Source organism: Marseilla massiliensis, assembly GCF_023336985.1.
Lineage (GTDB): Bacteria > Bacteroidota > Bacteroidia > Bacteroidales > Bacteroidaceae > Prevotella > Prevotella intestinigallinarum.
The window spans coordinates 1-22,888 of record NZ_JAMBLP010000038.1; the positions used below are offsets into that span (position 1 = coordinate 1).

19 protein-coding genes and 1 riboswitch are annotated in these 22,888 nt (G+C 55.0%); of the genes, 11 read left to right on the top strand and 8 right to left on the bottom strand.

The genetic code is table 11. The features are described from left to right. Window positions 1–623: 623 nt before the first annotated feature. Window positions 624–1,118 carry a hypothetical protein gene (locus M3089_RS14970; protein WP_249085022.1) on the bottom strand — a complete coding sequence of 165 codons (495 nt, stop codon included), beginning with the start codon at window positions 1,116–1,118 and terminating at the stop codon, window positions 624–626. A 466-nt stretch (window positions 1,119–1,584) separates the two neighbouring features. Here M3089_RS14970 and M3089_RS14975 point away from each other — a divergent pair, with 466 nt between their 5' ends. The 10 genes from M3089_RS14975 to M3089_RS15020 all read left to right on the top strand — a co-directional run bounded on the left by M3089_RS14975 (window position 1,585) and on the right by M3089_RS15020 (window position 13,308). Continuing rightward, window positions 1,585–2,754: a sensor histidine kinase gene (locus M3089_RS14975; RefSeq protein ID WP_249085023.1), complete on the top strand. Its 1,170-nt coding sequence runs from the start codon at window positions 1,585–1,587 to the stop codon at window positions 2,752–2,754. Window positions 2,755–3,139: 385 nt separating this feature from the next. Further along, entirely contained in the window at window positions 3,140–3,676 is a 537-nt protein-coding gene (locus M3089_RS14980; protein WP_205112118.1) for a YceD family protein, read from the top strand. Window positions 3,677–3,682: 6 nt separating this feature from the next. Further along, window positions 3,683–3,871: a 50S ribosomal protein L32 gene (gene rpmF, locus M3089_RS14985; RefSeq protein WP_205112116.1), complete on the top strand. Its 189-nt coding sequence runs from the start codon at window positions 3,683–3,685 to the stop codon at window positions 3,869–3,871. Next, window positions 3,871–4,890, top strand: a complete 1,020-nt coding sequence (locus tag M3089_RS14990; protein ID WP_249085025.1) for a beta-ketoacyl-ACP synthase III — start codon at window positions 3,871–3,873, stop codon at window positions 4,888–4,890. Before rpmF ends, M3089_RS14990 begins: the two co-directional genes overlap by 1 nt. A 664-nt stretch (window positions 4,891–5,554) precedes the next feature. Further along, the gene (locus M3089_RS14995; RefSeq protein WP_249085028.1) at window positions 5,555–6,556 is read left to right on the top strand and encodes a hypothetical protein; all 1,002 of its coding nucleotides are present in this window, start codon (window positions 5,555–5,557) and stop codon (window positions 6,554–6,556) included. A 36-nt stretch (window positions 6,557–6,592) separates the two neighbouring features. Then, a complete protein-coding gene (locus tag M3089_RS15000; RefSeq protein ID WP_249085030.1) occupies window positions 6,593–7,468 on the top strand; it encodes a hypothetical protein in 876 nt (291 codons plus the stop codon). 419 nt (window positions 7,469–7,887) lie between these two features. Next, complete coding sequence (era, locus tag M3089_RS15005; RefSeq protein WP_249085033.1) at window positions 7,888–8,769, top strand: GTPase Era; 882 nt, start codon at window positions 7,888–7,890, stop codon at window positions 8,767–8,769. Between the two features lie 99 nt (window positions 8,770–8,868). After that, window positions 8,869–10,182 carry a ribosome biogenesis GTPase Der gene (der, locus tag M3089_RS15010; protein WP_249085035.1) on the top strand — a complete coding sequence of 438 codons (1,314 nt, stop codon included), beginning with the start codon at window positions 8,869–8,871 and terminating at the stop codon, window positions 10,180–10,182. 1 nt (window position 10,183) lies between these two features. Further along, window positions 10,184–10,579, top strand: coding sequence for a hypothetical protein (locus M3089_RS15015; protein ID WP_249085037.1), 396 nt, complete (start codon window positions 10,184–10,186; stop codon window positions 10,577–10,579). A 494-nt stretch (window positions 10,580–11,073) separates the two neighbouring features. After that, complete coding sequence (locus M3089_RS15020; protein ID WP_249085038.1) at window positions 11,074–13,308, top strand: peptidase associated domain and porin domain-containing protein; 2,235 nt, start codon at window positions 11,074–11,076, stop codon at window positions 13,306–13,308. Between the two features lie 536 nt (window positions 13,309–13,844). Here M3089_RS15020 and M3089_RS15025 read toward each other — a convergent pair. The 5 genes from M3089_RS15025 to M3089_RS15045 all read right to left on the bottom strand — a co-directional run bounded on the left by M3089_RS15025 (window position 13,845) and on the right by M3089_RS15045 (window position 18,726). After that, a complete protein-coding gene (locus M3089_RS15025; protein WP_249085041.1) occupies window positions 13,845–14,933 on the bottom strand; it encodes a linear amide C-N hydrolase in 1,089 nt (362 codons plus the stop codon). 190 nt (window positions 14,934–15,123) lie between these two features. After that, window positions 15,124–15,909, bottom strand: coding sequence for a DUF5074 domain-containing protein (locus M3089_RS15030; RefSeq protein ID WP_249085043.1), 786 nt, complete (start codon window positions 15,907–15,909; stop codon window positions 15,124–15,126). A gap of 132 nt (window positions 15,910–16,041) precedes the next feature. Further along, a riboswitch (cobalamin riboswitch) is annotated at window positions 16,042–16,243 on the bottom strand. Between the two features lie 95 nt (window positions 16,244–16,338). Then, the gene (locus tag M3089_RS15035) at window positions 16,339–17,109 is read right to left on the bottom strand and encodes an ABC transporter ATP-binding protein (protein ID WP_249085045.1); all 771 of its coding nucleotides are present in this window, start codon (window positions 17,107–17,109) and stop codon (window positions 16,339–16,341) included. Between the two features lie 287 nt (window positions 17,110–17,396). Next, complete coding sequence (locus tag M3089_RS15040) at window positions 17,397–17,774, bottom strand: four helix bundle protein (protein WP_249085047.1); 378 nt, start codon at window positions 17,772–17,774, stop codon at window positions 17,397–17,399. 205 nt (window positions 17,775–17,979) lie between these two features. Then, a complete protein-coding gene (locus M3089_RS15045; protein WP_249085049.1) occupies window positions 17,980–18,726 on the bottom strand; it encodes an MlaE family ABC transporter permease in 747 nt (248 codons plus the stop codon). A 229-nt stretch (window positions 18,727–18,955) separates the two neighbouring features. On the opposite strand from M3089_RS15045, the gene lptB reads away from it, so the two are divergent. Next, the gene (gene lptB, locus M3089_RS15050) at window positions 18,956–19,792 is read left to right on the top strand and encodes an LPS export ABC transporter ATP-binding protein (RefSeq protein ID WP_394802300.1); all 837 of its coding nucleotides are present in this window, start codon (window positions 18,956–18,958) and stop codon (window positions 19,790–19,792) included. 58 nt (window positions 19,793–19,850) lie between these two features. Here the strand turns inward: lptB and M3089_RS15055 are convergent, their stop codons facing one another. Then, entirely contained in the window at window positions 19,851–20,957 is a 1,107-nt protein-coding gene (locus M3089_RS15055; protein ID WP_249085052.1) for a sulfotransferase family protein, read from the bottom strand. 4 nt (window positions 20,958–20,961) lie between these two features. Beyond that, window positions 20,962–22,704, bottom strand: a complete 1,743-nt coding sequence (gene cysN, locus M3089_RS15060) for a sulfate adenylyltransferase subunit CysN (RefSeq protein WP_262896793.1) — start codon at window positions 22,702–22,704, stop codon at window positions 20,962–20,964. Window positions 22,705–22,888 lie beyond the last annotated feature (184 nt).

A 22,888-nucleotide genomic window follows, 5' to 3' on the forward strand; every position in this document is an offset into this window, starting at 1 on the left:
TGTATCCCCGCCTGCGGCCCCGGCCGCGCATCCCATCCCCCAGGTCTGCCGGGGTCGGCCACGACGGCCGGATTGCTCCATTGCGCCGGCAGCCGTGCAGGTAGCGGACGCCGCCGCTGCTGCGCCCGATAGGACTGATGCATTTATGGAGTTAAATGAAGTTAGGGGAGTTATATGGAGTTAGAGGACAATAGCACAGACTGCCTTCCTGCAACACGTTCCCCATGCTCCCAGGACACCCATGTTTCCAAAACTATTGTCTTAACTCCTTTACTCCCCCTAACTCCTTAACACCAAAATATATCCTAAACTATTGTCTGTACTCCTGAACTCCTGTACTCCTGAACTCCCAAGAGTATGATATCTATTGTCCTGACTCCTTTACTCCCCCTAACTCTTTAACACCAAAATATATCCTAAACTATTGTCTGTACTCCTGAACTCCCAAGAGTATGAAATCTATTGTCTTGACTCCTTTACTTCCTAACTCCTTAACTCCTAAAACATTTCCTTGAATAATGCCATTGTCCTCACTTGGTGCCGTGCATACAGGCTGTTGCCTTTGCAAATGGCGCGGCCGGCCAAGCCTGGGCAATGTTGCCGGCAGGAAGCCTGCAACAGAACTAATTCACTTTCGACTCTGAAGGCCGATTGGGGTTGAACGTTTTTGAAATCTGTTCGCCTACACGTTTGATGGCGCCCTTGATGTCGGCCTCTTCGTTTATGCCCAATGTGCTGTATGCACCTCGGCATGAAACCATGGGTCGGTTGGTGTCGAAATCTATGAAGTTGATAGTGATTACTGTTTCTTCTTTGCTTACGTCGACACCGAGTGTTGCTATCAACAGTGAAGCTTGCTCTCTTTGTGTCAGTCTGTCGATGCGGTATTGATTTGTCAGTGTCAGCCCCGACCGTTCCACCGCGTCGTATAGCTGTATCTGGTATTGCACGAGTTCCGGGGGCATTCTGTACGTGTCATTGTCTATGAGCGCTACATATTTGTATTTGGACAAATCGGCACCTTGAGAGACAACTGACTTGGAAGTTGTGCATCCCGCCATGAACATAAGCACAAATGAGCCAAAGAGCAAAGTGAGCATTCTTGATAAATGTTTCATTCTCGTCGTCATAAAACCCCTGTAGGCTCTCTACGGAGCATTCATTTGTTTGTTACAGGAAACGTGAGCCAACTATGCCATCTCGGCATTCTATTTGAAGATGCCCTTCGCCTCACAGCGCTTGATGTGCATAACGTTTCTTCTTTTTCTCGCATGTGACGGATAGAGTTGCCGCCATCCTATCGCAAAGGTAGGTAAATTCTGCGGTAATATTGCATCATCCAACGCTTTTTTCTGCTTCGCAAACGTAATACGGCTTACAGGCCGCATGCTCGGCAATTACGCTTGCGTGCAAGCCGTAGGCCCAATATTACGGCAATATGCAGGCTTTGTGCCCTTGCCGACAAGCGGTTGCCATTGCCTTTGTTCCTTCTTTGTGCAATATCTTTGCGGCTTTTCTCGTTATGTAAATAGTGACGGCAATCATAAAGTAGCTTAGTATTGATGATTAATTTAGAAATTCGACATGCAGTGGACTGACCGTGTACGGCAAATAAGGATGCTATTGGTTATAGTTGCAGTGGTGATAGCTGTGGTTTCACTGTCTGTGTCGCACATCCTTGTAGACGATTTGTCAAAAGAAGAACGCAATAAGATGGAAGTGTGGGCTCAGGCATTGCATGCCTTAAGCAATGCAGACGAGAACACCGACCTAACCCTCGTGCTTAGTGTCATACGTGGAAACAATACCATTCCCGTAATAGTCATGGATGCCGGTGGCAATGTTACTGACTATCGGAATGTGAAGGTCAATGCAAGGAATGAGGCCGACTCCATGGCTTACATCTCCGCCCTGGGCCATCAGATGTACCGTTCCGGCAAATATATAAAGGTTGACTTCGGCGGGGCGTCGGGCAAGTCGGATTACCAGCTCGTGTGTTACGACGAATCCAACATGCTCAAGCGCCTCTCGTCGTATCCCTACATACAGCTTGGGGTGGTTCTGATTTTTGTCGTTGTGGCTATTTTTGCATTGCTTTCATCGAAGCGTGCAGAGCAGAACAAGGTGTGGGTAGGCTTGTCAAAGGAGACGGCCCACCAGCTTGGAACTCCCATTTCAAGCCTCATGGCGTGGGTGGAGGTGTTGAAAGAGAACTATCCCGATGACGACCTGATACCGGAGATGGACAAAGACGTCAAGAGACTGGAGCTTATTGCCGACCGTTTCTCGAAAATAGGGTCGTTGCCCGAACCCGTTGACTGTTCGATGAACGAAGTGCTGGAGCATGTCGTCGACTACATGGGGCGCCGCACATCGTCGCGCGTGCTTATAAAAAAGGAATTCCCAGGCCATGACGTGGTCGTGAAGATGAGCTCGTCGCTGTTTGAGTGGGTGATAGAGAACCTTTGCAAGAACGCCGTCGACGCCATGGAGGGCAGCGGCACAATACTCATACGGCTGCTCGATGAGCCGGGAAAGGTTGTCGTTGAAGTGCATGACACAGGCAAGGGCATAAGGAAGAAAGACCTGAAGAGCGTTTTTACCCCCGGTTTCACAACCAAGAAACGGGGCTGGGGCTTGGGATTGTCGCTGGCAAAGAGAATTGTCGAGGAGTATCACAAAGGCAAGATCTTTGTGAAAAGCTCTGAGGTGGGCCGGGGAACGGTGTTCCGCATCGAATTGCGGAAAGCATAGCCCTTGCCCCTGCGCAACAGCCCTGCTCTTACGCTGAGAGGGCTGGCAAACCGTAACATGGCGCATGGGTGTGAGCCGCGCGGTGGGCTGACGTTGCAATGCCCATACCGAGTTAATGCCAAACGGGGCCTTCGGCGGCCTGATGCCAGGCTCGTGCATAATAGGGCAGGCATTTATGGCCAGTAGCATTGTGCGTAGCCGCTTTTGATTGATTATCAATGTTTTTCACCAAAGAGCAGCCGTGCAATGCAAAAAAAAGCAATATAATTGGCAGATATGAAAAATAATTCGTAACTTTGCAGCCCGAAACATTGTGCCCGCATGCGCCGGGAAGGATTGCCGTAGGCGTGTGCGGTGGGTGCAATTGTTAAAAGGAAGCAGGCAAATGTGCAGTTTGGAATCATTGAAGATAGACCTTAAAGGGCTGAGTGATGACGTTACAACGTTCACTTATCGCCTCAGTGACAGCTACTTCGAGGCTATAGACGCCCCCGAGGTAAGGCGTGGCGATGCCGATGTCAGCCTTACTGTGAGGAAAGTTGCCGGTGGTTACTTCGAGCTTCGCTTTCATATAGACGCTGAGGTGACAGTCGCTTGCGACCGTTGCCTTGACGATATGCGCCAGCCTGTGGTTGCCGATGGCCAGTTGACAGCCAGGCTTGGAGATGAATATTCCGATGATGAAGACCTCGTTACAGTGCCCGAGGATGACGGTGTGCTTGATGTGGCGTGGTACATCTACGAATTCATAGCCTTAGGCATCCCCATCAAGCACGTCCATGCCGACGGCCAGTGCAATGTCGCCATGATGGAGGCTCTCAGCGAGCACTCTGCCGGCATGGCCGACGATGCGGAAGGCTCTCAGGCCGTGGACCCACGGTGGAGCGGATTAGAGAAATTAAAAACAATAATTAAAGATTAAAAGAAAATGGCACATCCTAAAAGAAGACAGTCAAAGACTCGTACACGCAAAAGAAGAACCCATGACAATGCAGTAGCGCCTACATTGGCAGTATGCCCCAACTGCGGAGCTTACTACGTATACCACCATGTATGCCCCACTTGTGGCTACTACCGTGGAAAGGTGGCTGTAGTTAAGGAAGAAGTGGCTGAATAATGGAGAAGATCAACGCGGTAATCACAGGTATCGGAGGCTACGTTCCCGACTACGTCCTTAACAACGACGAGCTGTCGCGGATGGTAGACACCAACGATGAGTGGATTATGACGCGTGTCGGCATCAAGGAGCGCCGCATCCTCACCGAAGAGGGCCTTGGGACGTCGTACATGGCGCGCAAGGCAGCAAAGCAGTTGCTACATAAGACGGGGGTCGACCCTGACACGATTGATGCCCTCATCGTCACCACTTCAACTGCCGATTACCAGTTTCCGTCCACGGCATCGATAGTGCTTGGCAAGCTCGGGCTGAAAAACGCCTTTGCGTTTGATTTCTGGGCTGCCTGCTGCGGATTCCTCTATACTCTCGACGTTGCTGCGTCGATGATTCAGAGCGGCCGTTACAAGAAGATTATTGTAATCGGTGCCGATAAAATGTCGGCTGTGGTCGACTACACTGACCGTAGCACCTGTCCGCTTTTCGGCGACGGTGCTGCCGCCGTGCTTGTGGAAGCAACAACCAAGCAGAATGTCGGGCTCATGGATTCGCATTTCCGTACCGACGGCAAGGGGTTGCCTTTCCTCCACATCAAGGCCGGAGGTTCAGTGTGCCCGCCGTCGCCGTTCACCGTTGACCACCGTCTGCACTACCTCTACCAGGAAGGGCGCACGGTGTTCCGCTACGCCGTGACAAGCATGAGCGACGATTGCGCGCTCATTGCAGAACGCAACGGTCTGAATAAGGACAACATTGCCTTCGTAGTGCCCCACCAGGCTAACATGCGCATCATAGAGGCTGTGGCAAAGCGCCTCGACCTGTCTATGGACCATGTGATGGTCAATATCGAGCATTACGGCAATACAAGTGCCGCCACCATACCGTTGGCCCTCTGGGATAATGAAAAACGGCTCAAGAAGGGCGACAACCTCATATTCACGGCTTTCGGTGCAGGCTTTGTGCATGGCGCCACCTATGTGAAGTGGGGTTACGACGGCAGTTCTGTTCACGAGACAAAATAAGCCTGTTGATAGTTTTAAGTAGGTGTTCAAAATTAATTGCCATCAAATTGCGCGCTATTTCGGAGATGCATTCCAAAGTCCGAAGAGAGAGCGTAGCGTGCTACGCGACCGATGAGACTTTGGTATGCGGCCCGAAAGAGCACACAAGATGGTGGCAAAGATATAGAGGACACCTGCAAGGTCTATTGTATCGGTTAATTTTGAACAGCTACTTAACAAAAGCAGCGCATCACCTGCAAGCCGGGTGGGGCGCTGTTTTTGTTTTGCATGCAATGCGCCCTTTGTAATTCATGCGGGTTGCCTTTACCGTCATCTTTCACGCTCTTACGGGCTGTTTCCAAGAGCCCCATCGGTCGAGTGGCCCGTTCCGCCCCCTCTTCCGGCTTTGGAAGCCGTTCAGGGAACTGCGCACTATCTGATGGCAATTTAATTCAGGCAGCTACTTACACTTTGTGCAACGCATCGTGGTGTTGGCGTTGGCAACCGGTTGGCCTTTTCTTAGTTTTGGTAATAATTTGAAGTTTCGTGCGGAATATTTGGCCATGAGATTAAAAAACATTAACTTTGGATGCGATTTTCTGTTTGTGCTTTTAATGGCAATTAGCGTATTTAGCCATGATTTGCATTTTTAAGACTATATGTTTAACCTCAAAACAAAGGGAGAATGAAGGAAAGAATACTAAAGGCAGGCCGTGTGTTGTTGCCGATGTTGCTCACAGCCATGATGCAAGTGTCGTGCGTTGAGGACGAGCACGCCCCGTTTACAGACGATTCGGTCGCAGACGGTTCAACAATCAATGTGATGCTGCCGAGTTACGGTGAGTTTTATACAGGGTCGGTGGTTACCCTGCGCGGCACTGGTTTTACTGCCGGCGACAGGGTGCTGGTGCAGAATGGCACCAACGAAAGTGGCCAACCGGGCTATAGCGAAGGTTTAGATTATAATGGCGACGGCGTGGCCGACGTCTTGACCGAGGTTGAAGCCACTGTCATAAACTATGGCGACACATACCTTGACTTTGTCATCCCGGGCGAGATAGTATGGAGCAACGCCACTGTTTACGTTGTACGCAACGGGGTGAAGTATTTCATAGGCTACATACAACTATACAATTATTCGTGCAATACCACATGGCAGTCAGACGGGCTTACCACTTTCACCATTGAAGGCATGGATCTTTCGGATGTCGACCGTATCTTTCTGCGTTCAATGAGTTTCGACAACGAGGGCGGCATTACAGTCTCAACTGTTGAGCAGGAGGCCGACATACGCATCTATGACGATTACATGATCGAGTCGGCGGCATACATATTGGGCGAAGCCCAAGTCTACCTTGAGCGCAACGGCGAGGAGTTCTACGTTGGCCAAGTGTCTGCACCACCGTATTCGTGCTTGAGTTACCCGGCCAGTGACACGTATAGTCCGGGCGAGACCCTGACCATAGGCGGCCAATGTTTCATCCAGGGCGACCGCGTATTGCTGTATGGCGGCAACGAGAACCAGGATTATCATTATGCCGAGACAACCGTGACCGCCGACGGCATCACATTTGTGGTTCCCGACAGTGGCGATGCCGGCTTGGTTATTTATGACGTGCTGATAGAGCGTGGCGGCGTGTACATATCCCTTGACTGGAACTTCATGGCAGAAATGGATAGAATATAACATTGCTAACATAAAACTACGATTACAACAATGACAATGAAAAGTATGATTATGGCTGCGATTGCAGTGTTGGCTTCGGGCCACGCCGCAGCCCAACAGATACAAGAGGTGGCACCCGGAGTACACTCTGGCGACTCTCTCACCATGCTTGTCGACTCGCTGCAGCAAGAGATGCGTTCGCTGAAGTCGAGCAACCAGGAGCTGGAGGAAGACTCGCGCAACCGCAGGATATGGAACGACCGCGCCAAGTATTTCAACATTGCCTACGTCAACCAGAGCCTCACCCAGAAAGACATCAACGGCACATGGCGGTCAAACCTGGGCGTGGCGCTTACCAGCGGGCGCACATATTATTTGCACAAGAAGCCAATCCTGGGCATGATTAAGTTTGGCATCGACTGGAGTTATTTCGACATCAACTTCGCGAAGTATGAAGACAAGTTCGGGTTCTTTGGCGGCGACGTCTACGATTCGTCGCAAGACGGCGGCAACTATTACGACCCCGGCGACTACGGCACGTCGGGCGGCGACGATGGCACCGGCGTTGATACCGAAGACATGTACCAGGCCGAGATAGGCATGTCGGTAGGCCCTTCTGTCACGGTCAATCCCGTCGATGAGCTGAAGGCCAGCCTTTATTTCCGTGTCACGCCTACGATGTCGATGCTTTACGCAGCCGAGGAGTTCAGCACAAGCTACGGCACATTCTTCTCGTTTGGCGGCGCAGTGGCCTGGAAGGCCATCTCCTTAGGCATCGAGGGCCGTTGGGGCAACGTCAAGTACGACAGCATGTTCGACCTAAGCGAGCTCGAAGACATTGAAGACGGCGGCGACATCGACCTGTCGGGCGACGAGCCGTCGGCCAAGTGGAAGGTGGGCTCCATGCGCTTCTATATCAGCCTGAGGTTCTGACCGCCGGCGGCCTGCTTGCCGTGGGCCTCGGCGTCAGCGGCCTGCGGCTCCGGCAGCCTCGCCACATGCGCCGGCCTGCGGCTGCCTGTGCCCATTCCTGCCCGATGTCCTGTCGTGCCTTGGCCCGGCGGGTCATCGGGCTTGCGTTTTTTCGGCGCGCCTACCGTCCGCCGTGTGGCGTCGGCACAGGCCGTAATCCGGCCCGCTTGCCGGCCCCGGTGATTTTTGTTTGCGTGCCGGCGTGGCTTTGCCGGTTGCGGCCCTGCAGCCCACATGGCGGCAAAAGCACAGGCCGCCGCTACGATTTTCGGCAAAAGGGTAGGCAGTTTCATTTTTTTTTCGTAAGTTTGCAGACACTATCGCCGCTACGCCCGATAAAGGTATGGGCACAGCGGCGCAAATGCAAAAATACAGCACAAATGCACAAGGCAGGATTTGTAAACATAGTGGGCAATCCCAACGTGGGCAAGTCTACGCTGATGAACCAGCTCGTAGGCGAACGCATATCGATAGCTACGTTTAAGGCGCAGACAACACGCCACCGCATCATGGGCATAGTGAATACGCCCGAGATGCAGATTGTATTTTCAGACACACCGGGTGTGCTCAAGCCAAACTACAAGCTGCAGGAGTCTATGCTCGCTTTCTCTGAGTCGGCACTGCAGGACGCCGACGTGTTGCTCTATGTCACCGACGTGATAGAAGACCCTACGAAAAACAAGGACTTCCTCGACAAGGTGGCAAAGATGACCGTCCCGGTGCTGCTTCTCATCAACAAGATAGACCAGACCGACCAGAAGACGCTCGGCCAGATAGTGGGCCGCTGGCACGAGCTGCTGCCCAAGGCAGAGATTCTGCCCATATCGGCGCTCAACAAGTTTGGCACCGACCTGCTTCTAAAGCGCATCGGCGAGCTGCTGCCCGACAGTCCGCCCTACTTCGGCAAAGACCAGCTCACCGACAAGCCGGCCCGGTTCTTCGTGAGCGAGATAATACGCGAGAAGATACTGCTATACTATGCCAAGGAGATACCCTATTCGGTGGAGGTGAGGGTGGAGAGCTTCAAGGAAGACGACACCCACATACACATCAACGCCGTCATCTACGTGGAGCGCGAGTCGCAGAAGGGCATCGTCATAGGCCACAAGGGCATTGCCCTGAAGCGGGTGAGCACAGAGAGCCGCAAGGCCCTCGAGCGCTTCTTCGGCAAGAGCGTCTACCTCGAAGTGTTCGTAAAGGTCGACAAAGACTGGCGTAGCTCCGACAAAGAGCTCGACAGCTTCGGCTACAACCCCGTTTGACGGTGGTGGCCGTGGGCCGCGCGGGCATGGCATTGATTCAGCAACAAAGCGGCACCGGGCGTTGCCCGCGTGCCGCAACAACACATAGTAAACAAGCAAATGGCAAATTTAGTAGCAATAGTAGGACGACCCAACGTGGGCAAGTCTACACTTTTCAACCGCCTCACCCAGTCGCGACAGGCGATTGTGAGCGACGAGGCAGGCACCACGCGCGACCGTCAGTACGGCAAGTGCGAATGGAACGGGCGTGAGTTTTCCGTTGTTGACACCGGCGGATGGGTGGTCAATTCCGACGACATCTTCGAGGAGGAGATACGCAAGCAGGTATTGATAGCCACCGAAGAGGCCGACCTGGTGCTCTTCCTCGTCGACGTGAACAACGGCGTCACAGACCTTGACATGGACGTAGCCAAGATACTGAGGCGCACCAAGCTCCCCGTGATACTCGTGGCCAACAAGGCCGACGACAACGCGCAGCGCTATTATGCGGCCGAGTTCTACAAGCTGGGCCTGGGCGACCCCTATTGTGTGAGCGCCATATCGGGCGGAGGCACGGGCGACCTGCTCGATGCCGTGGTGGCCAAGCTGCCCGAGGGCAACGGCGAACTGCTCGAGGACGGCATACCACGCTTTGCCGTGGTGGGCCGACCCAATGCAGGCAAGAGCAGCATCATCAACGCCTTCATCGGCGAAGACCGCAACATAGTGACCGAGATTGCCGGAACCACGCGCGACAGCATATACACGCGGTACGACAAGTTTGGCTTCGACTTCTACCTGGTAGACACCGCCGGCATACGCCGCAAGAACAAGGTGACGGGCGACCTCGAGTTTTACTCCGTCATGCGCTCCATACGCGCCATCGAGAACAGCGACGTGTGCATACTCATGATTGACGCCACGCGGGGCATCGAGGCCCAGGACATGAACATCTTCCAGATAATACAGAAGAACAACAAGAGTCTTGTCGTGGTGGTCAACAAGTGGGACCTTGTGGAAGACAAGACGCAGAAGGTGATTGACACATTCACCACGGCCATACGCAACCGCATGGCACCGTTCACCGACTTCCCAATAGTGTTCGCGTCGGCACTCACCAAGCAGCGCATCTTCAAGGTGCTCGAGACGGCCAAGGACGTTTACCTCAGCCGCAAGATGCGCATCGGCACCACCAAGCTCAACGAGGTGATGCTGCCGTTGATAGAGGCTTATCCGCCACCATCTATCAAGGGCAAGTACATCAAGATAAAGTACTGCTCGCAGTTGCCCAACACCCAGATACCGTCGTTTGTGTTCTACGCCAACCTGCCGCAGTATATCAAGGAGCCCTACCGCCGTTTCCTCGAGAACAAGATACGCGAAAACTGGACTCTGACGGGCTCGCCCATCAACATCTTCATACGCCAGAAGTAGCATGAAAGGCCCGGTCGTCGCATTGTTGTGCATCGTGGCTGCTGCCTTTGCGGCTTGCAAGGAAGAGCCCAAGCCCGGCGAACTGGCCGCCAAGGCGGCCGTCGAGGGCTATGGCCACCTCATTGCGGGGCGCTATGCCGACTATCTGGCCGGTGTGGCCGGTGTCGACAGCCTGCCTGCGGCCTACCGCGAGCAGTTGCTGGCCGGCGCCAAGCAGTTCATGGCCCGGCAGCGGGAGGAGCACGGCGGCATAGCCCGTGTGAGCGTGGTGAAGTATGTGGCCGACTCGGTGGCCCGCCAAACCAACGTGTTCCTGTTGCTGTGCTTTGGCGACAGCACCAGGGAAGAGGTGGTGGTGCCAATGGTTGAGGGCTCCTCGGGGTGGCGCATGAAGTGACGCTGTGCGCCTGCCTCATGGGCGTGTTACGGGCAGCAATGCCGGGTTGCGGCTTTGCCGTGGCAGGCTTGCCGATATGCCAGGCGCGCCGTTCCACACAGTGGAGCGGCGCGCTTGGCTTTTTATCTCGTTTTGCCTTTCTTTTCCGCGCCGTTGCCACACCCGTATTTCGGTAGCGGGGTGGCAGCGCAATTCCGGTTCAAGTTGGCTTTCGTGCGGCTTTACTTTGCGCTATCCAAAATCATCAAAGCCTAATGAACCTTTAACTTTCTGTTGTTTTTTCTGTAATTTGGTCTGTATTTTACTTTGTTTATGCTATCTTTGCATTCTGGATGAATAACTTCAAATGAAGCCCGTGCACGGGCAATTCTGCTTATTTGCAACTTAAATCCAATCTTCCACAAACTAATCGAATAACAACGAGAATCATCCTTTTCGCCATAATGGCATTTGCAACACTCAGGGCCACAGCCCAAACAACAATCACCGGGCATTTGATAGACAACGAAAAAAACAACCTGCAGAAGGCAACAATACGCTGCTACATTGACGACAGCGTGTATGCCGGTGGCACCACAACCGACGGCAAAGGCGAGTTCAAGCTAAAAATAGCGCAAGAAAACAGGGCTTTGAAGCTCAAGGCCGAATACTTAGGCTTCAAGCCAACCACGATGGCCATCAGCCCTACAAAGGAGCATGCAATCCGCTTGGGCGACATTGCCATGGACAAGTCGACCGCGAAAATAGCCGAAGTGGTGGTGCTGGGCAGCAACACGGTGCGCACAGAAGACAGAACCATGATTTACCCCACCAAGGAGCAAATGCGCCACGCCTACGACGGATACAGTGCGATAGACGTGATGAGGATTCTCGGGCTTGACGCCGACCCATTGGAAAACACCATCAGATACCACAACCAAAGCGTGGCACTTTGCATCGACGGCAGGGAGGCTACAAACGAAGAAGTGCAAAACCTCAACCCCAAAGACATAAAACGCATAGACCTATACACGCAAGGCAAGCCGGAATACCCTGATGCATACGCCGTGTTCGACTATGTGCTGAAAGAACGCGACTACGCAGGGACTGTTGCCATAAGCGCATTGCACAAGCTGACCACACCCGAAGGCAACGCCCGGGCCACGGCACAATACTTTGAGGGGAAGTCGGAATATGCCATATCGGCAAACGGCAGCTACAACAACTTCAGCGGACAACCGCAAGACTGCAGGGCTACTACATACAGATTCCCCGAAGCCACAGTGACGCGCCGCACCGAATCACTGTCTGCCCTCAACCGGCAAGATGCCATGGGAGCCTACTTCACCTACCTCTACTCTGACACCAGGCAAAGCCTCTACGCCTCGGCACGCTTCAACAGGAGCCACAGCAATGACGAAAGCGGCAGCACCCTTGCATACAGCAACGACGCAGAGGCGTACACACGGCGTGAAAACGCCACCTCGCAGTCCATCAGCCCCGCCTTGAAGTTGCGCTACAGCCGCACTCTGCCCAAGCGGCAAAGCCTGCGCATGGAAGCATATTACAGCTACGGTAACAACCATTACGACCGACACTACGAGAACATAGCCGGCAGCGCATGCGACCGCTATGCCAACGGAACGCGCGAGGACAGCCACTACCTGTCGGCCACGGCCAACTACACTAAGGCATTCGGCCGCAAGTCGTCGCTAAACATCAACGTTGCCATGGGATTTACTGACATAAACGACATCACCATGCGCCAGGCCACGTGTGGCGACTTAAGGCTGCGCAAGCATACGGAAAGGCTGCACGTAACATATCTTTATAAGATAAAGAGGACTTTCAGCATACAGGCAAGCCTGGCGGGCAAAGCGGCCACTGTAAAGTCAAGCGGCAACGAGCAGACAAACCTATTTTTCACCCCGGGCATACGTATGTCTTACCTCAAGGGCAAGCATGCGTTGAGCCTGTCGCTGACGGCCATGAGCACGGAAGCAAGCAACGCCAACCGTACGGGTGACGAGTACCGCATAAACGAATACGAAGTCTTTGTAGGCAACCCAAAGCTCAAGGATTACATGAGCTACAACTCCACCGTCGACCACACGTTCGACATATCGCCAAGGCTGCAGTGGTTCAACTACGCCGCGCTGAAAGTATGCCCCGACTTCACCTACATGCAAATAAACCACGACGCCGGGCGCGGCGCGTTTGTACGCCAAAACGTAAACAACGGTACATACTGGAACGCGCACCTGGAAACGGGAGCCAAGTACTACATCATACCGAAACTGCTCGACATCATGGGAATAGCCATATTCAACCACTCAAAGTCGAGTGCATGGACCGACATCTGTGAAAACAGGATTTACTTCTCCATAAGCTCGCAGCTGCTGTACAAAGGCTGGCGGGCCTTGGTTTCATACATGACGCCAAGCAAAGGCGTAAACCCCACACTGGGCAATTACATAAAAAGCCCCCACAGGCTCAGGCTCACCATTGCCTACAGCATAAACGACTGGAACATCGAGGCGGAATACACAAACCCCTTCAGGGCTGCCACGCGGACGGAGTTCGACAACGGCGAGTACGCCACATGCAGTACATCGCGCACACCCCTCGTAACCGACAACTACGGACACATAAGAGTCAGCTACCGCTTCAACTTCGGCAAGAAGGAGCACAAGTTCAGCAACCCTGACACGCAAGACATCAACCAGACCTCAATATCCAAGGAAAATTGAAATGGAAAGCAAAAGGGAAATGAACCTTAAAGGCAAAACCATAATGGGGGCTTGACTCACCAACAGATTTGCCTGGTAATACCCCGGCAAGCGCTATTGCGGCGCCTGCTGTCGCTGGGCTGTGGCCGGCTCATCGCCTGTCGCCATGCCGGCGGTCCGGCCTGTGTGGCCTGCACCGGCAGTCTGCCTGCGGCCTTCAGCGAGCAGTTGCGGGCGGGCGTCCGGCTGTTTGCGGCCCGGGCGGGGGCTGCTTCACCATTCCGCCGGTGATAAAATCATTACAAGCCGGTTGTGGCCATGTCGTGGCGGGCATGCCGGCATGCCAAACGTGCCGCCCCACAGTGTGGAACGGCACGTCTGGCTTTGTAGTCCGGCCCGTTATGCCCGGCGTTTCCCGGCGTTTGGCAGCATGCTGTGGCAAGGGGTGTTTCCGTGGCATGGCTTGTCCGGAAAAAGTATTACACCGATGGGCTGCGGGCCGTGGCCGTGGCTTGTGTCCTGTTGCCGTACAGTTGCTCGCTGGTGTATGCCGTCGGTCACTTGTTTTTCACCTTTACCATCACTATTGGCTGTTCGTCCACATCGTCGAGCGGTGCCGTCTGGTATTTCACCTTGCCAAAGTCTATGGCCTTGAGGTCTATGCAGCGTATGGCGCTGTTGCGCATGGTGCGGTAGTATATGCGGCCGTTCATGATGTCGGTGGCCGACGTCCACTGCGTGGCACTGGGCAGGTCGGCGTGCTGTTCGCCCCTGGCCGTCTCAATGCCTATGGGTATGTCGAAGTTGTTCAGTATCTGGAAGCACTGGCGCACGGCCTCCGTAGCCGTGGCTGCGCGCGGTGTCGACGCCTGGTAGAAGGCTGCGCGGACAAAGCGCGATGGCGGTGTGACGTCGCCCGGCAGCCCGAGGAAGCCGCTGCCGGCGCCAAACGACATGAGCGACAGTTCGCCGAGCCGGTTTTGCGGAGCCGTGCCCGGCAGCAGGTTGACGTAGTTGTTGAGGTTGGTCAGTTGCCACTCGTAGCCCGGCGAGTTGGTCAGCACGCCGAGCTTCGACTCGAAGAAGTGGGCCTTGCCGTCGGTTATCTCCAATATGGCCTGGCGTCCCGATGCGTCGGTAAACCGCCAGTGGGCCGTGGACGCGCGCGGGTCGACGGCCACCACGTGGACGCTGCCCACGGCTTGCTTCACGTCGTCCACAGTCTTGCAGCTGCCCAGCACCCATGCCACGAGCTGCAGGTCGGCTATCGACGTGGTGCGGACGGCCTCGTCGAAAGCCTCGTACTTGCCGTATTGCGGAAAGTAGAACAGTCCGGCCGACAGTCCGGCCTCGTTGAGGCCCTCGGCCACAAACTCCTCCTGCTCTACGGCCAGGCCCACATAGCCGTACTTGGCCGTAAACGCCATGGCGCTCTTCTGCCCGCCGGGGGCGTACGACGTTTGGGCGTAGCCCCTGGGCACCACCACATACCGGCTCTTCAGGTCGCTGCCGCCCCATTCGATGGTGCGTGCCGGTATGCATGCCCCGTCGGCAGCTTTCAGGGTGATGCCTGTGCAGGCCTTGGCCTGGTTGAAACAGGCCGTTGCCGCCATCATGGCGAACAACACGATAGTCTTCTTTGTCATGTTACATTTGTTTGTTATTATCCCAGTCGGGCCTTCGGGCCGACTCTTTGTTATTGTTGCAAAGGTATGTAAAATATGCGAGACGCGTGCCTTGGCAGCAGAAAAAGTTGGCGGGAGTGAAGCCGCCTGTCAGGGCACCATCCCGCCAACGCAGTGCAGCGGCACCGATGCCGCCGCCTATTGGCTGTTGTCAGAGTTTCACTTTCACTGTCACAGCCTCGCTGCCGCAGCATCCCTTCAGTATGTAAGCGCCGGCGGGCACGGCCGGCGTTGCGGTGTGGTTGTTGGTGGTGGCGGTGAAGTCGGCCACTGCCATTCCGCTTGCGCTATAGAGCGTGAACGCCCAGCCGGCATAGCCGTTGACTGTGAGCCTGCCTCCGGCAGCCTTTATGGCCCTGTGGGCTGTGGCCTGGCCGATGGCGTCGGGCATGTTGACGGTGATGTATATCTCCTGTTCGGTGGTGATGCCGTTAGACTCGGCCGTCAGTATGGCCTTCGTAGTGCCTGCGCCAACCGGCTGTATGGCCAGGGTGGTGCCGTCGAGCGTTACGTCGGCCACGTTGGCGTCGCCGCTGTCAGACAGGGCGATGCTGATGTTGTAGGCTATGTTGTCGCGGTCGCTGACGCTCCCGGCAAGGTCGGCCGTGTATGGCTGGCCGCCCTTCTCCAAGGTTACATATCCGTTGACGCCGTTGAACTCGGGCGCATACTTGTCGGGGAACACGGGCAGCTCCTGGAACCAATAGTATTGCTTGAGCTTGAACGTCTTTTGCAGTTCGCCCGTAGTGCCGTCGACAAGGTGCAGCCAGTTGTGCTCATAGTTTTTGCCGAAGCCCGACTGCGTGGTCATCACAATCAGCCGGTTGGTGCGGTCGTCCATTCGGGGCGAGCCATACTGTATCTGCGTCTTGCCTTCGGTGGCGGCCACGCACGTTGGCATTATTGCCAGAAGTGTTGATATTCTCTTCAGGTTCATTGCCCATCCTTGTTTGGATGGCTGCACGGGGAAAGTCGCGTAACGGGCAGGATGCCATATTGTGCCAGCCTGCAATGCGCAGGCTGTTGGCAGTTGCTTCTCGCGGCCTTTCCTCGAAAGCCATCGAGTTTTATGTTTGTGATGTACATGGCAGGTCTTCTGACTCGTTCCACAGCGAACGCCTTCCCAAGCCGTCGTGGCTCAGTGGCATATTTGTTCGCTGCTCTAATGGAACTCACAGCAGCGGGACTGTCCGGGACTTCCACCCGGTTCCCTTTTAATCGCCCGGCGCCGCATGGCGGCATACGGGTGAACCAAATACGATTGCAAACTTATACAAAAAAGCCTTGAACGTCAAATGTTCAAGGCTAAAAGATGTTAAACAAGCACGATAAACTCGACAAACATGCCGACGAATCCCTGTGTGGCTTATTTGTTTCGTTTCTCCAGCACTGCTTTGCGCATGTTTTTCAGCAGGTCGCTGGCGAATATGAAGTCGGTAAGGTTTTCGTTGGGCGACTCCATTATCTCGCTGCTGTGGCCTTGCCATTCTTTGCGGCCCTCATGTATGAAGATGATGTTCTCGCCGATGCCCATCACCGAGTTCATGTCGTGGGTGTTGATGATGGTGGTGATGTTGAATTCCTGTGTGATGCCGTGCAGCAGGTCGTCGATCACGAGCGACGTCTTGGGGTCGAGGCCCGAGTTGGGCTCGTCGCAAAACAGGTACTTGGGGTTCAGGGCGATGGCCCTGGCTATGGCCACGCGCTTCTGCATGCCTCCCGAAATCTCGCCGGGGTATTTGTTTTCGGCGTCCACCAGGTTGACGCGGTCGAGGCATGTGCGTGCCCTTCGCACGCGGTCGCGCGCCGTCTTGTCTGAAAACATGTCGAGGGGGAACATCACGTTCTGCAGCACCGTCATCGAGTCGAACAGCGCGGCGCTCTGAAACAGCATGCCCATCTCCCTGCGCAGCATTATCTTCTCCTTCTTTGTCATCGACCCGAAGTCGCGGCCGTCGTACAGAATCTCACCGCTCGTGGGCGTAAGCAGGCCCACGAGGTTGCGTATGAGCACAGTCTTGCCGGAGCCGCTCCGGCCTATTATCAGGTTTGTCTTGCCGTTCTCGAACACTGTGCTGATGTCTTTCAGCACCTCTTTGTCGCCAAACGACTTGCATAGGTGTCTTATTTCGATCATATTCTTTAGTAATCAGGAGGCTGGAGACTGGAGTACAGACAAATGTGAAATGAGGAGGAAGGAGGAAGGAGAAGGGAGTACGGACAAATGTTCTGCAAGGAGGCAGGAGTGCAGAATCATGTTCTGCATAGTACATTTGCCGGAAGCCATGAGATGCTGATCTGTCTTTTATGATGAGGCAGTGGCATTGATTCTTCATCGGAAGGCATCTCCCCGTAGGCATTGCTCCGTCTTGTCGACTTTTCCTTATGTCATTTACTGTATTCGTGTCTTGTTCCTGATGTTTTTTAATCTTTTAAACAGTTATTATTTATTATGCCGTTGCAATATCCGTAGAGCTGTTTTGCGGTTTGCTCACTGGCATTGCAGAGTTGTTCATATTCGTTTATTTCGATGTATCCGAGGTCTCTCGACAATATTATATAGTCGCGGCACTCTTCAAGGCTGCCTTGGGCAATGTTCATGAAGCGCAGCTTGTCGGCCTTGCCCAGTTTCTTGTAGCCCTCGGCAATGTTTGCCTCGATGGAGATGGCCGCCCGGCGGAACTGCGACGTGAGGCCAAAGCGCTCTTCATGTGGAAATCTCATTGTCAGTCTGTAAACGCAAAGCACAAATTCATGCGCCTTTTGCCATGCCATTATGTTTTCAAATCCAAACCGTCCCATTTCTTCCTTGTATTTCCACTGTGCGCAAAAGCACCTGTAGAGTTGTATACTTCAGCTTCATTTCTCCTTGCAGAACAATTGTCCGTACTCCCGTCTCCAGCCTCCCGTCTTCTTGGAAAACATTTGTCTGCACTCCCGTCTCCAGCCTCCCGTCTCCTTGGAAAACATTTGTCTGCACTCCTGCCTCCTGTCTCCTGCCTCCTGTTCAGCTCAACAACTGCGTCAGGAACACGTCGGAGCAGAGAATCAGCACGCTGCTGCTGACCACGGCGTCGGTGCTGGCCTTGCCCACGTTGACCGAGCCGCCCTCGACAGTATAGCCGAAGTACGACGGCACGCTCGATATTATGAATGCAAAGAAGAGGCTCTTGATGATGCTCATCCATACGAACCATGGGTTGAAGGCGTGCTGCAGGCCCGACGTCAGGTCTTCGGGCGAGAGCACGTGGCCTATGTATGCCGTGCCGTATGCGCCGAGTATTCCCGTGGCCGAAGAGAAGATGACCAGGAAGGGCATGATGGTGATCAGGCCGAGCACCTTGGGCAGGATGAGGTAGCAGGCCGAGTTGACGCCCATGATGTCGAGGGCGTCAATCTGCTGGGTGACGCGCATCGTGCCTATCTCGGAGGCTATGTTCGAGCCCACCTTGCCCGCAAGTATGAGGCACATGATTGACGACGAGAACTCCAGCAGCATTATCTCGCGAGTCACGTAGCCCGTGGTCCACCGCGGCATCCACGGGCTTTGAATGTTGAGCTTCATCTGTATGCATATCACCGCCCCGATGAAAAACGATATCAGCAGCACGATGCCTATGGAGTTGACACCGAGCTGGGCCATTTCCTTCAGGTATTCCTTGAAGAACATGCGCATGCGCTCGGGCCGCTGGAACGTGCGCCCCATCAGCTCGAGGTAGCGGCCGAGGCTGTTCAGCCATTTGTATATTACCATCCTTTGAGTCATTTGTCACTGCAAAGGTAGCTATTATCCAATAGAAACCGAAATGTTGCGGTGGGTTTTTTGCTCCGCGTTCGTTAAAAATGGTGTATGTGGCAGGTGCTGCCGTGTCGGGCCGTGGGCCGTGTCGGGCCATGGCTTTGCATTTGTTTATGTGATTTTAAGGGGCATTCGCTTCGCATACTCGAATTTTTGCTGTACCTTTGCACAGGTTATAAGCATTATGGACGAAAACATCAGCATCTCGGCAGGGCCTGCCGTAGACGAGAGAAAGCAGGGAGGAATGACGCTTCGCACCGAAGGGCTGGTAAAGCGCTACGGCAAGCGCACCGTGGTCAACGACGTTTCCATCGACGTCAAGCAGGGCGAGATTGTGGGTTTGCTCGGGCCCAACGGGGCCGGCAAGACCACGTCGTTCTACATGACCACAGGCCTTATCGTGCCCAACTCAGGCCACATCTACCTCGACGACCTCGACATATCCAAGTTTCCGGTGTACAAGCGTGCGCGGGCGGGCATAGGCTATCTTGCCCAGGAGAACAGTGTGTTCCGCAAGATGAGCGTAGAAGACAACATACTCTCAGTGCTCGAGATGACGGGCAAGCCACGTGAGTACCAGATGGAGAAGCTCGAGAGCCTGATAAAGGAGTTCCGGCTGCAGAAGGTGCGCAAGAACAAGGGTGACCAGCTGTCGGGAGGCGAGCGCCGCCGCACGGAGATTGCGCGCTGCCTGGCCATCGACCCTAAGTTCATAATGCTCGACGAGCCTTTCGCCGGTGTCGACCCCATTGCCGTTGAAGACATACAGCAGATTGTCTGGAAGCTGAAATACCGCAACATCGGCATCCTTATCACCGACCACAACGTGCAGGAGACGCTGTCGATAACCGACCGTGCCTACCTGCTTTTCGAGGGGCGCATCCTCTTCCAGGGCAGTCCCGAAGAGCTTGCGTCGAACAAGATTGTCAGGGAAAAGTATCTCAGCAACAGCTTTGTGCTGCGCAAGAAAGACTTCCAGTTGATGGAAGAAGAGCGCAAGGCGCGAGAAAACGAAGTTTAAGTTTAAGTGTTAAGTATTAGTGATTAGTGATACTTAACACTTAAACTTAACACTCATGTCACATTGAGTATCCCCAGTCCTTTAGGGCGTATCCCCAGTTTTCTTCTACGAGCCTTACCGTGCGGTCGTCATACTTGTATGCATTTTTCTTGTAGCCCTTCTTCTTGTCGGTGTAGGCCCTTATGGCCTCTTCGGCCTCTTTGAATCCGGGCAGCCCCAAGTCGGCATATATCTGGCGCGTCATGCCGAAGGCGTCGGTCTCATAGTCCTCAAACTTCACCTCGACAAGGTTACCCTTGGGTATGAGCGCCTTGTCGGCCTGGTAGCGCTTGTACAGCTTTGTGTATATGTCGAGGATGTTGCGTTCCATCTCCTCGGGACTGATGTCTTCGAGCTTCAGCGGCTTTATGGTGTTGTTGAAGAAGCTGCGCGTGCTCTCAAACACCGTGTAGGGATTGCGCACAAGGTAAATGAACTTGGCGTCGGGAAACATCTTCACCAGTTCGCGCACGCGCCCGGTGTGCGGCGGGTTCTTCGACAGGAACTGCGTGCCGTGGGTGTTCCACAGGCTGATCTTTATCAGCTTGGTGAACACCTCCTCAAACACCCGCAGCTCCTCGGGCGTTATTCGCTCGAAGGTGAGGTAGCGGTCGCAGTATTCGTGCATGTATTTCGGGAAGAACCAGAAGTTGTAATACGTGTACGGCATCATGTTGGCCAGTGCAAACTCCTCCTCCTGCGGAAGGTCCACCGACAGCTCCATGTTGTCGGTGGGTCGCTTGTCGGGCATCAGCCACGCCATGTTTTTCTTGAAGAACGCCTGCCCGAACATCATTAGATGCGGGAATACGGTCTGGTATGTGGTGTTGTAGCCGAAGTGGCTGTCGCACGAGAACACGTTGTGCATGAACGTTGTGCCGCTCCGCCAGTGGCCCAGTATGAACACGGGCGGATGCTCCAGCGGCTTGTCGGCCAGCCGGCGGCGGTAGCGTGCGTCCTGTATTGGCGTGAGCAGGCTCAGCAGCCGGCACACGGCCTTGGTGAGCATGTACTTCTGTCTGTATCCCCTGTCGATGTCGCGCCCGTCGCACACGGCCCTGAACGTGGCCCAGTCGGCTCCCACGAGCGTGTTGATGGGCAGTTTGTTGAATTCGAGTAATCCCATGGTGCTATGCTTCGTTGATTATGTCTTCCACTGCCTGCTGCATCTTGTCGGGCGCTATGGCCGTGGCCCCGGGCTGCGCCTTCCCGTCGGCCGCTATGGCCAGGCATACGTCGCCGGGCTTCACTGCCACGGCTGCCGGCCTTGTGCAGCACGCCACGGCCACGCCGCCGTCGGCCAGCTTGCGGGCCATGGCCTCGGCGTCGGCACCGAGGCACTCGCCCGGCGTCAATGCCACGGCATACCGGCCTATGTCGAACAGGCGCCGCTCGAGCGTCAGCGCCAGCAGGCTTTGCTGCGCGTCGGTGCCGCCCTCAATCCAGTATACCCGTCCTTGCTGCCCTATGCGCTCGGTGCGCTCGTCGTCGGCCACTATCGACCGGCCGCCCTCCATGCGCAGCCTGTCGTCGTCGGAGATGGGCGTAAACAGGTCGGCGGTGTCGGCCTTGGCTGTTATCATGCCCACGGCCGAGGTGTTGTTGGTCACGGGGTCGATGATGATGAACGACCCGCAGCTCTTGTTCTTCATGTAAGGGTCGAAGAACAGCTCCTTGTTTGTGGTGATTACCACCTTGCCTATCTCGTTGAGCTTTAGCGCGTCGGCGTTCGACTGCTCCATCGTGTTCACGTCTACTCGGTAGCGTATGCCGTCGATGCGTGCCCTTGTGGTGTTGGTTGTCTGCTTGAGGTAGAACTGCTTGCTGCGGTCCATGGGCTCCTCGTCCATCCATACGAGCATGGCCTCGAAGCACCGCGCCGTGACGGGCTGGTTGTCGGGGTGCACGAGCATCTCGCCCCGCGACACGTCGATCTCGTCGTCGAGCGTCAGCGTGACACACTGCGGCGGGAATGCGCAGTCGAGGTCGCCGTCCTGGGTCACGATGGCCTTCACCCGGCTCTTCTTGCCCGACGGCAGGGCCATCACCTCGTCGCCCTTGCGCACCACGCCCGAGGCCACCTTGCCGCAGAACCCGCGGAAGTCGAGGTTGGGGCGAAGCACATACTGCACGGGGAAACGGAAGTCGGCCATGTTCTGGTCGTTGCCCACGCTGACGGTCTCGAGGAATCCGAGCAGCGTCGGCCCGTCGTACCACGGCGTGCGCTCCGACTTCTCCACCACGTTGTCGCCGTCGAGTGCCGATAGCGGTATGCACTGTATGTCGGGTATGCCGAGGGGCTTGACGAAGTCCATGTATTCGGCCACGATGCCGTCGAACGTCTGCTTGGCAAAGCCCACCAGGTCCATCTTGTTGACTGCCAGCACCACATGCTTTATGCCCAGCAGCGACACGAGGAACGTGTGGCGCCGCGTCTGCGTGATTACCCCGTTGCGCGCGTCTACTAGTATGACGGCCAGCGATGCCGTTGAGCCGCCTGTTATCATGTTGCGCGTATACTGCTCGTGCCCCGGGGTGTCGGCGATGATAAACTTGCGCTTGTTGGTCGAGAAGTAGCGGTAGGCCACGTCGATGGTGATGCCCTGCTCGCGCTCGGCCTTGAGCCCGTCGAGCAGCAGGGCGTAGTCAATGTGGTCGCCGGCGTTGCCCATGCGCTTGCTGTCGCGCTCGAGGGCGTCGAGCTGGTCTTCGTATATCTTCTTGCTGTCGAAAAGCAGCCGCCCTATCAGTGTCGACTTGCCGTCGTCCACCGAGCCGGCTGTGAGGAAGCGCAGCAAGTCCTTGCGCTCGTCGTTGTCGAGGAATTCCTCTATCGACATCCTCTTGCCGTTCTGGTTGTCTATGTCGTTCATAATCTTGTATGCTTTTTTGTTTGGAGGGATGATATTGCTGGTGAGGGGGTGAGGCTGTTGTGGCTGTGTTCGCCCCGAGATTGCCTGCCGCAAGCCCTGGCCTATTGCCGCCCGGAGGAGTTCAGGAGTTGCAGGAGTTGCAGGAGTTTCAGGACTTCAGCAGTGGCTGGAGTTAACGAGCTGA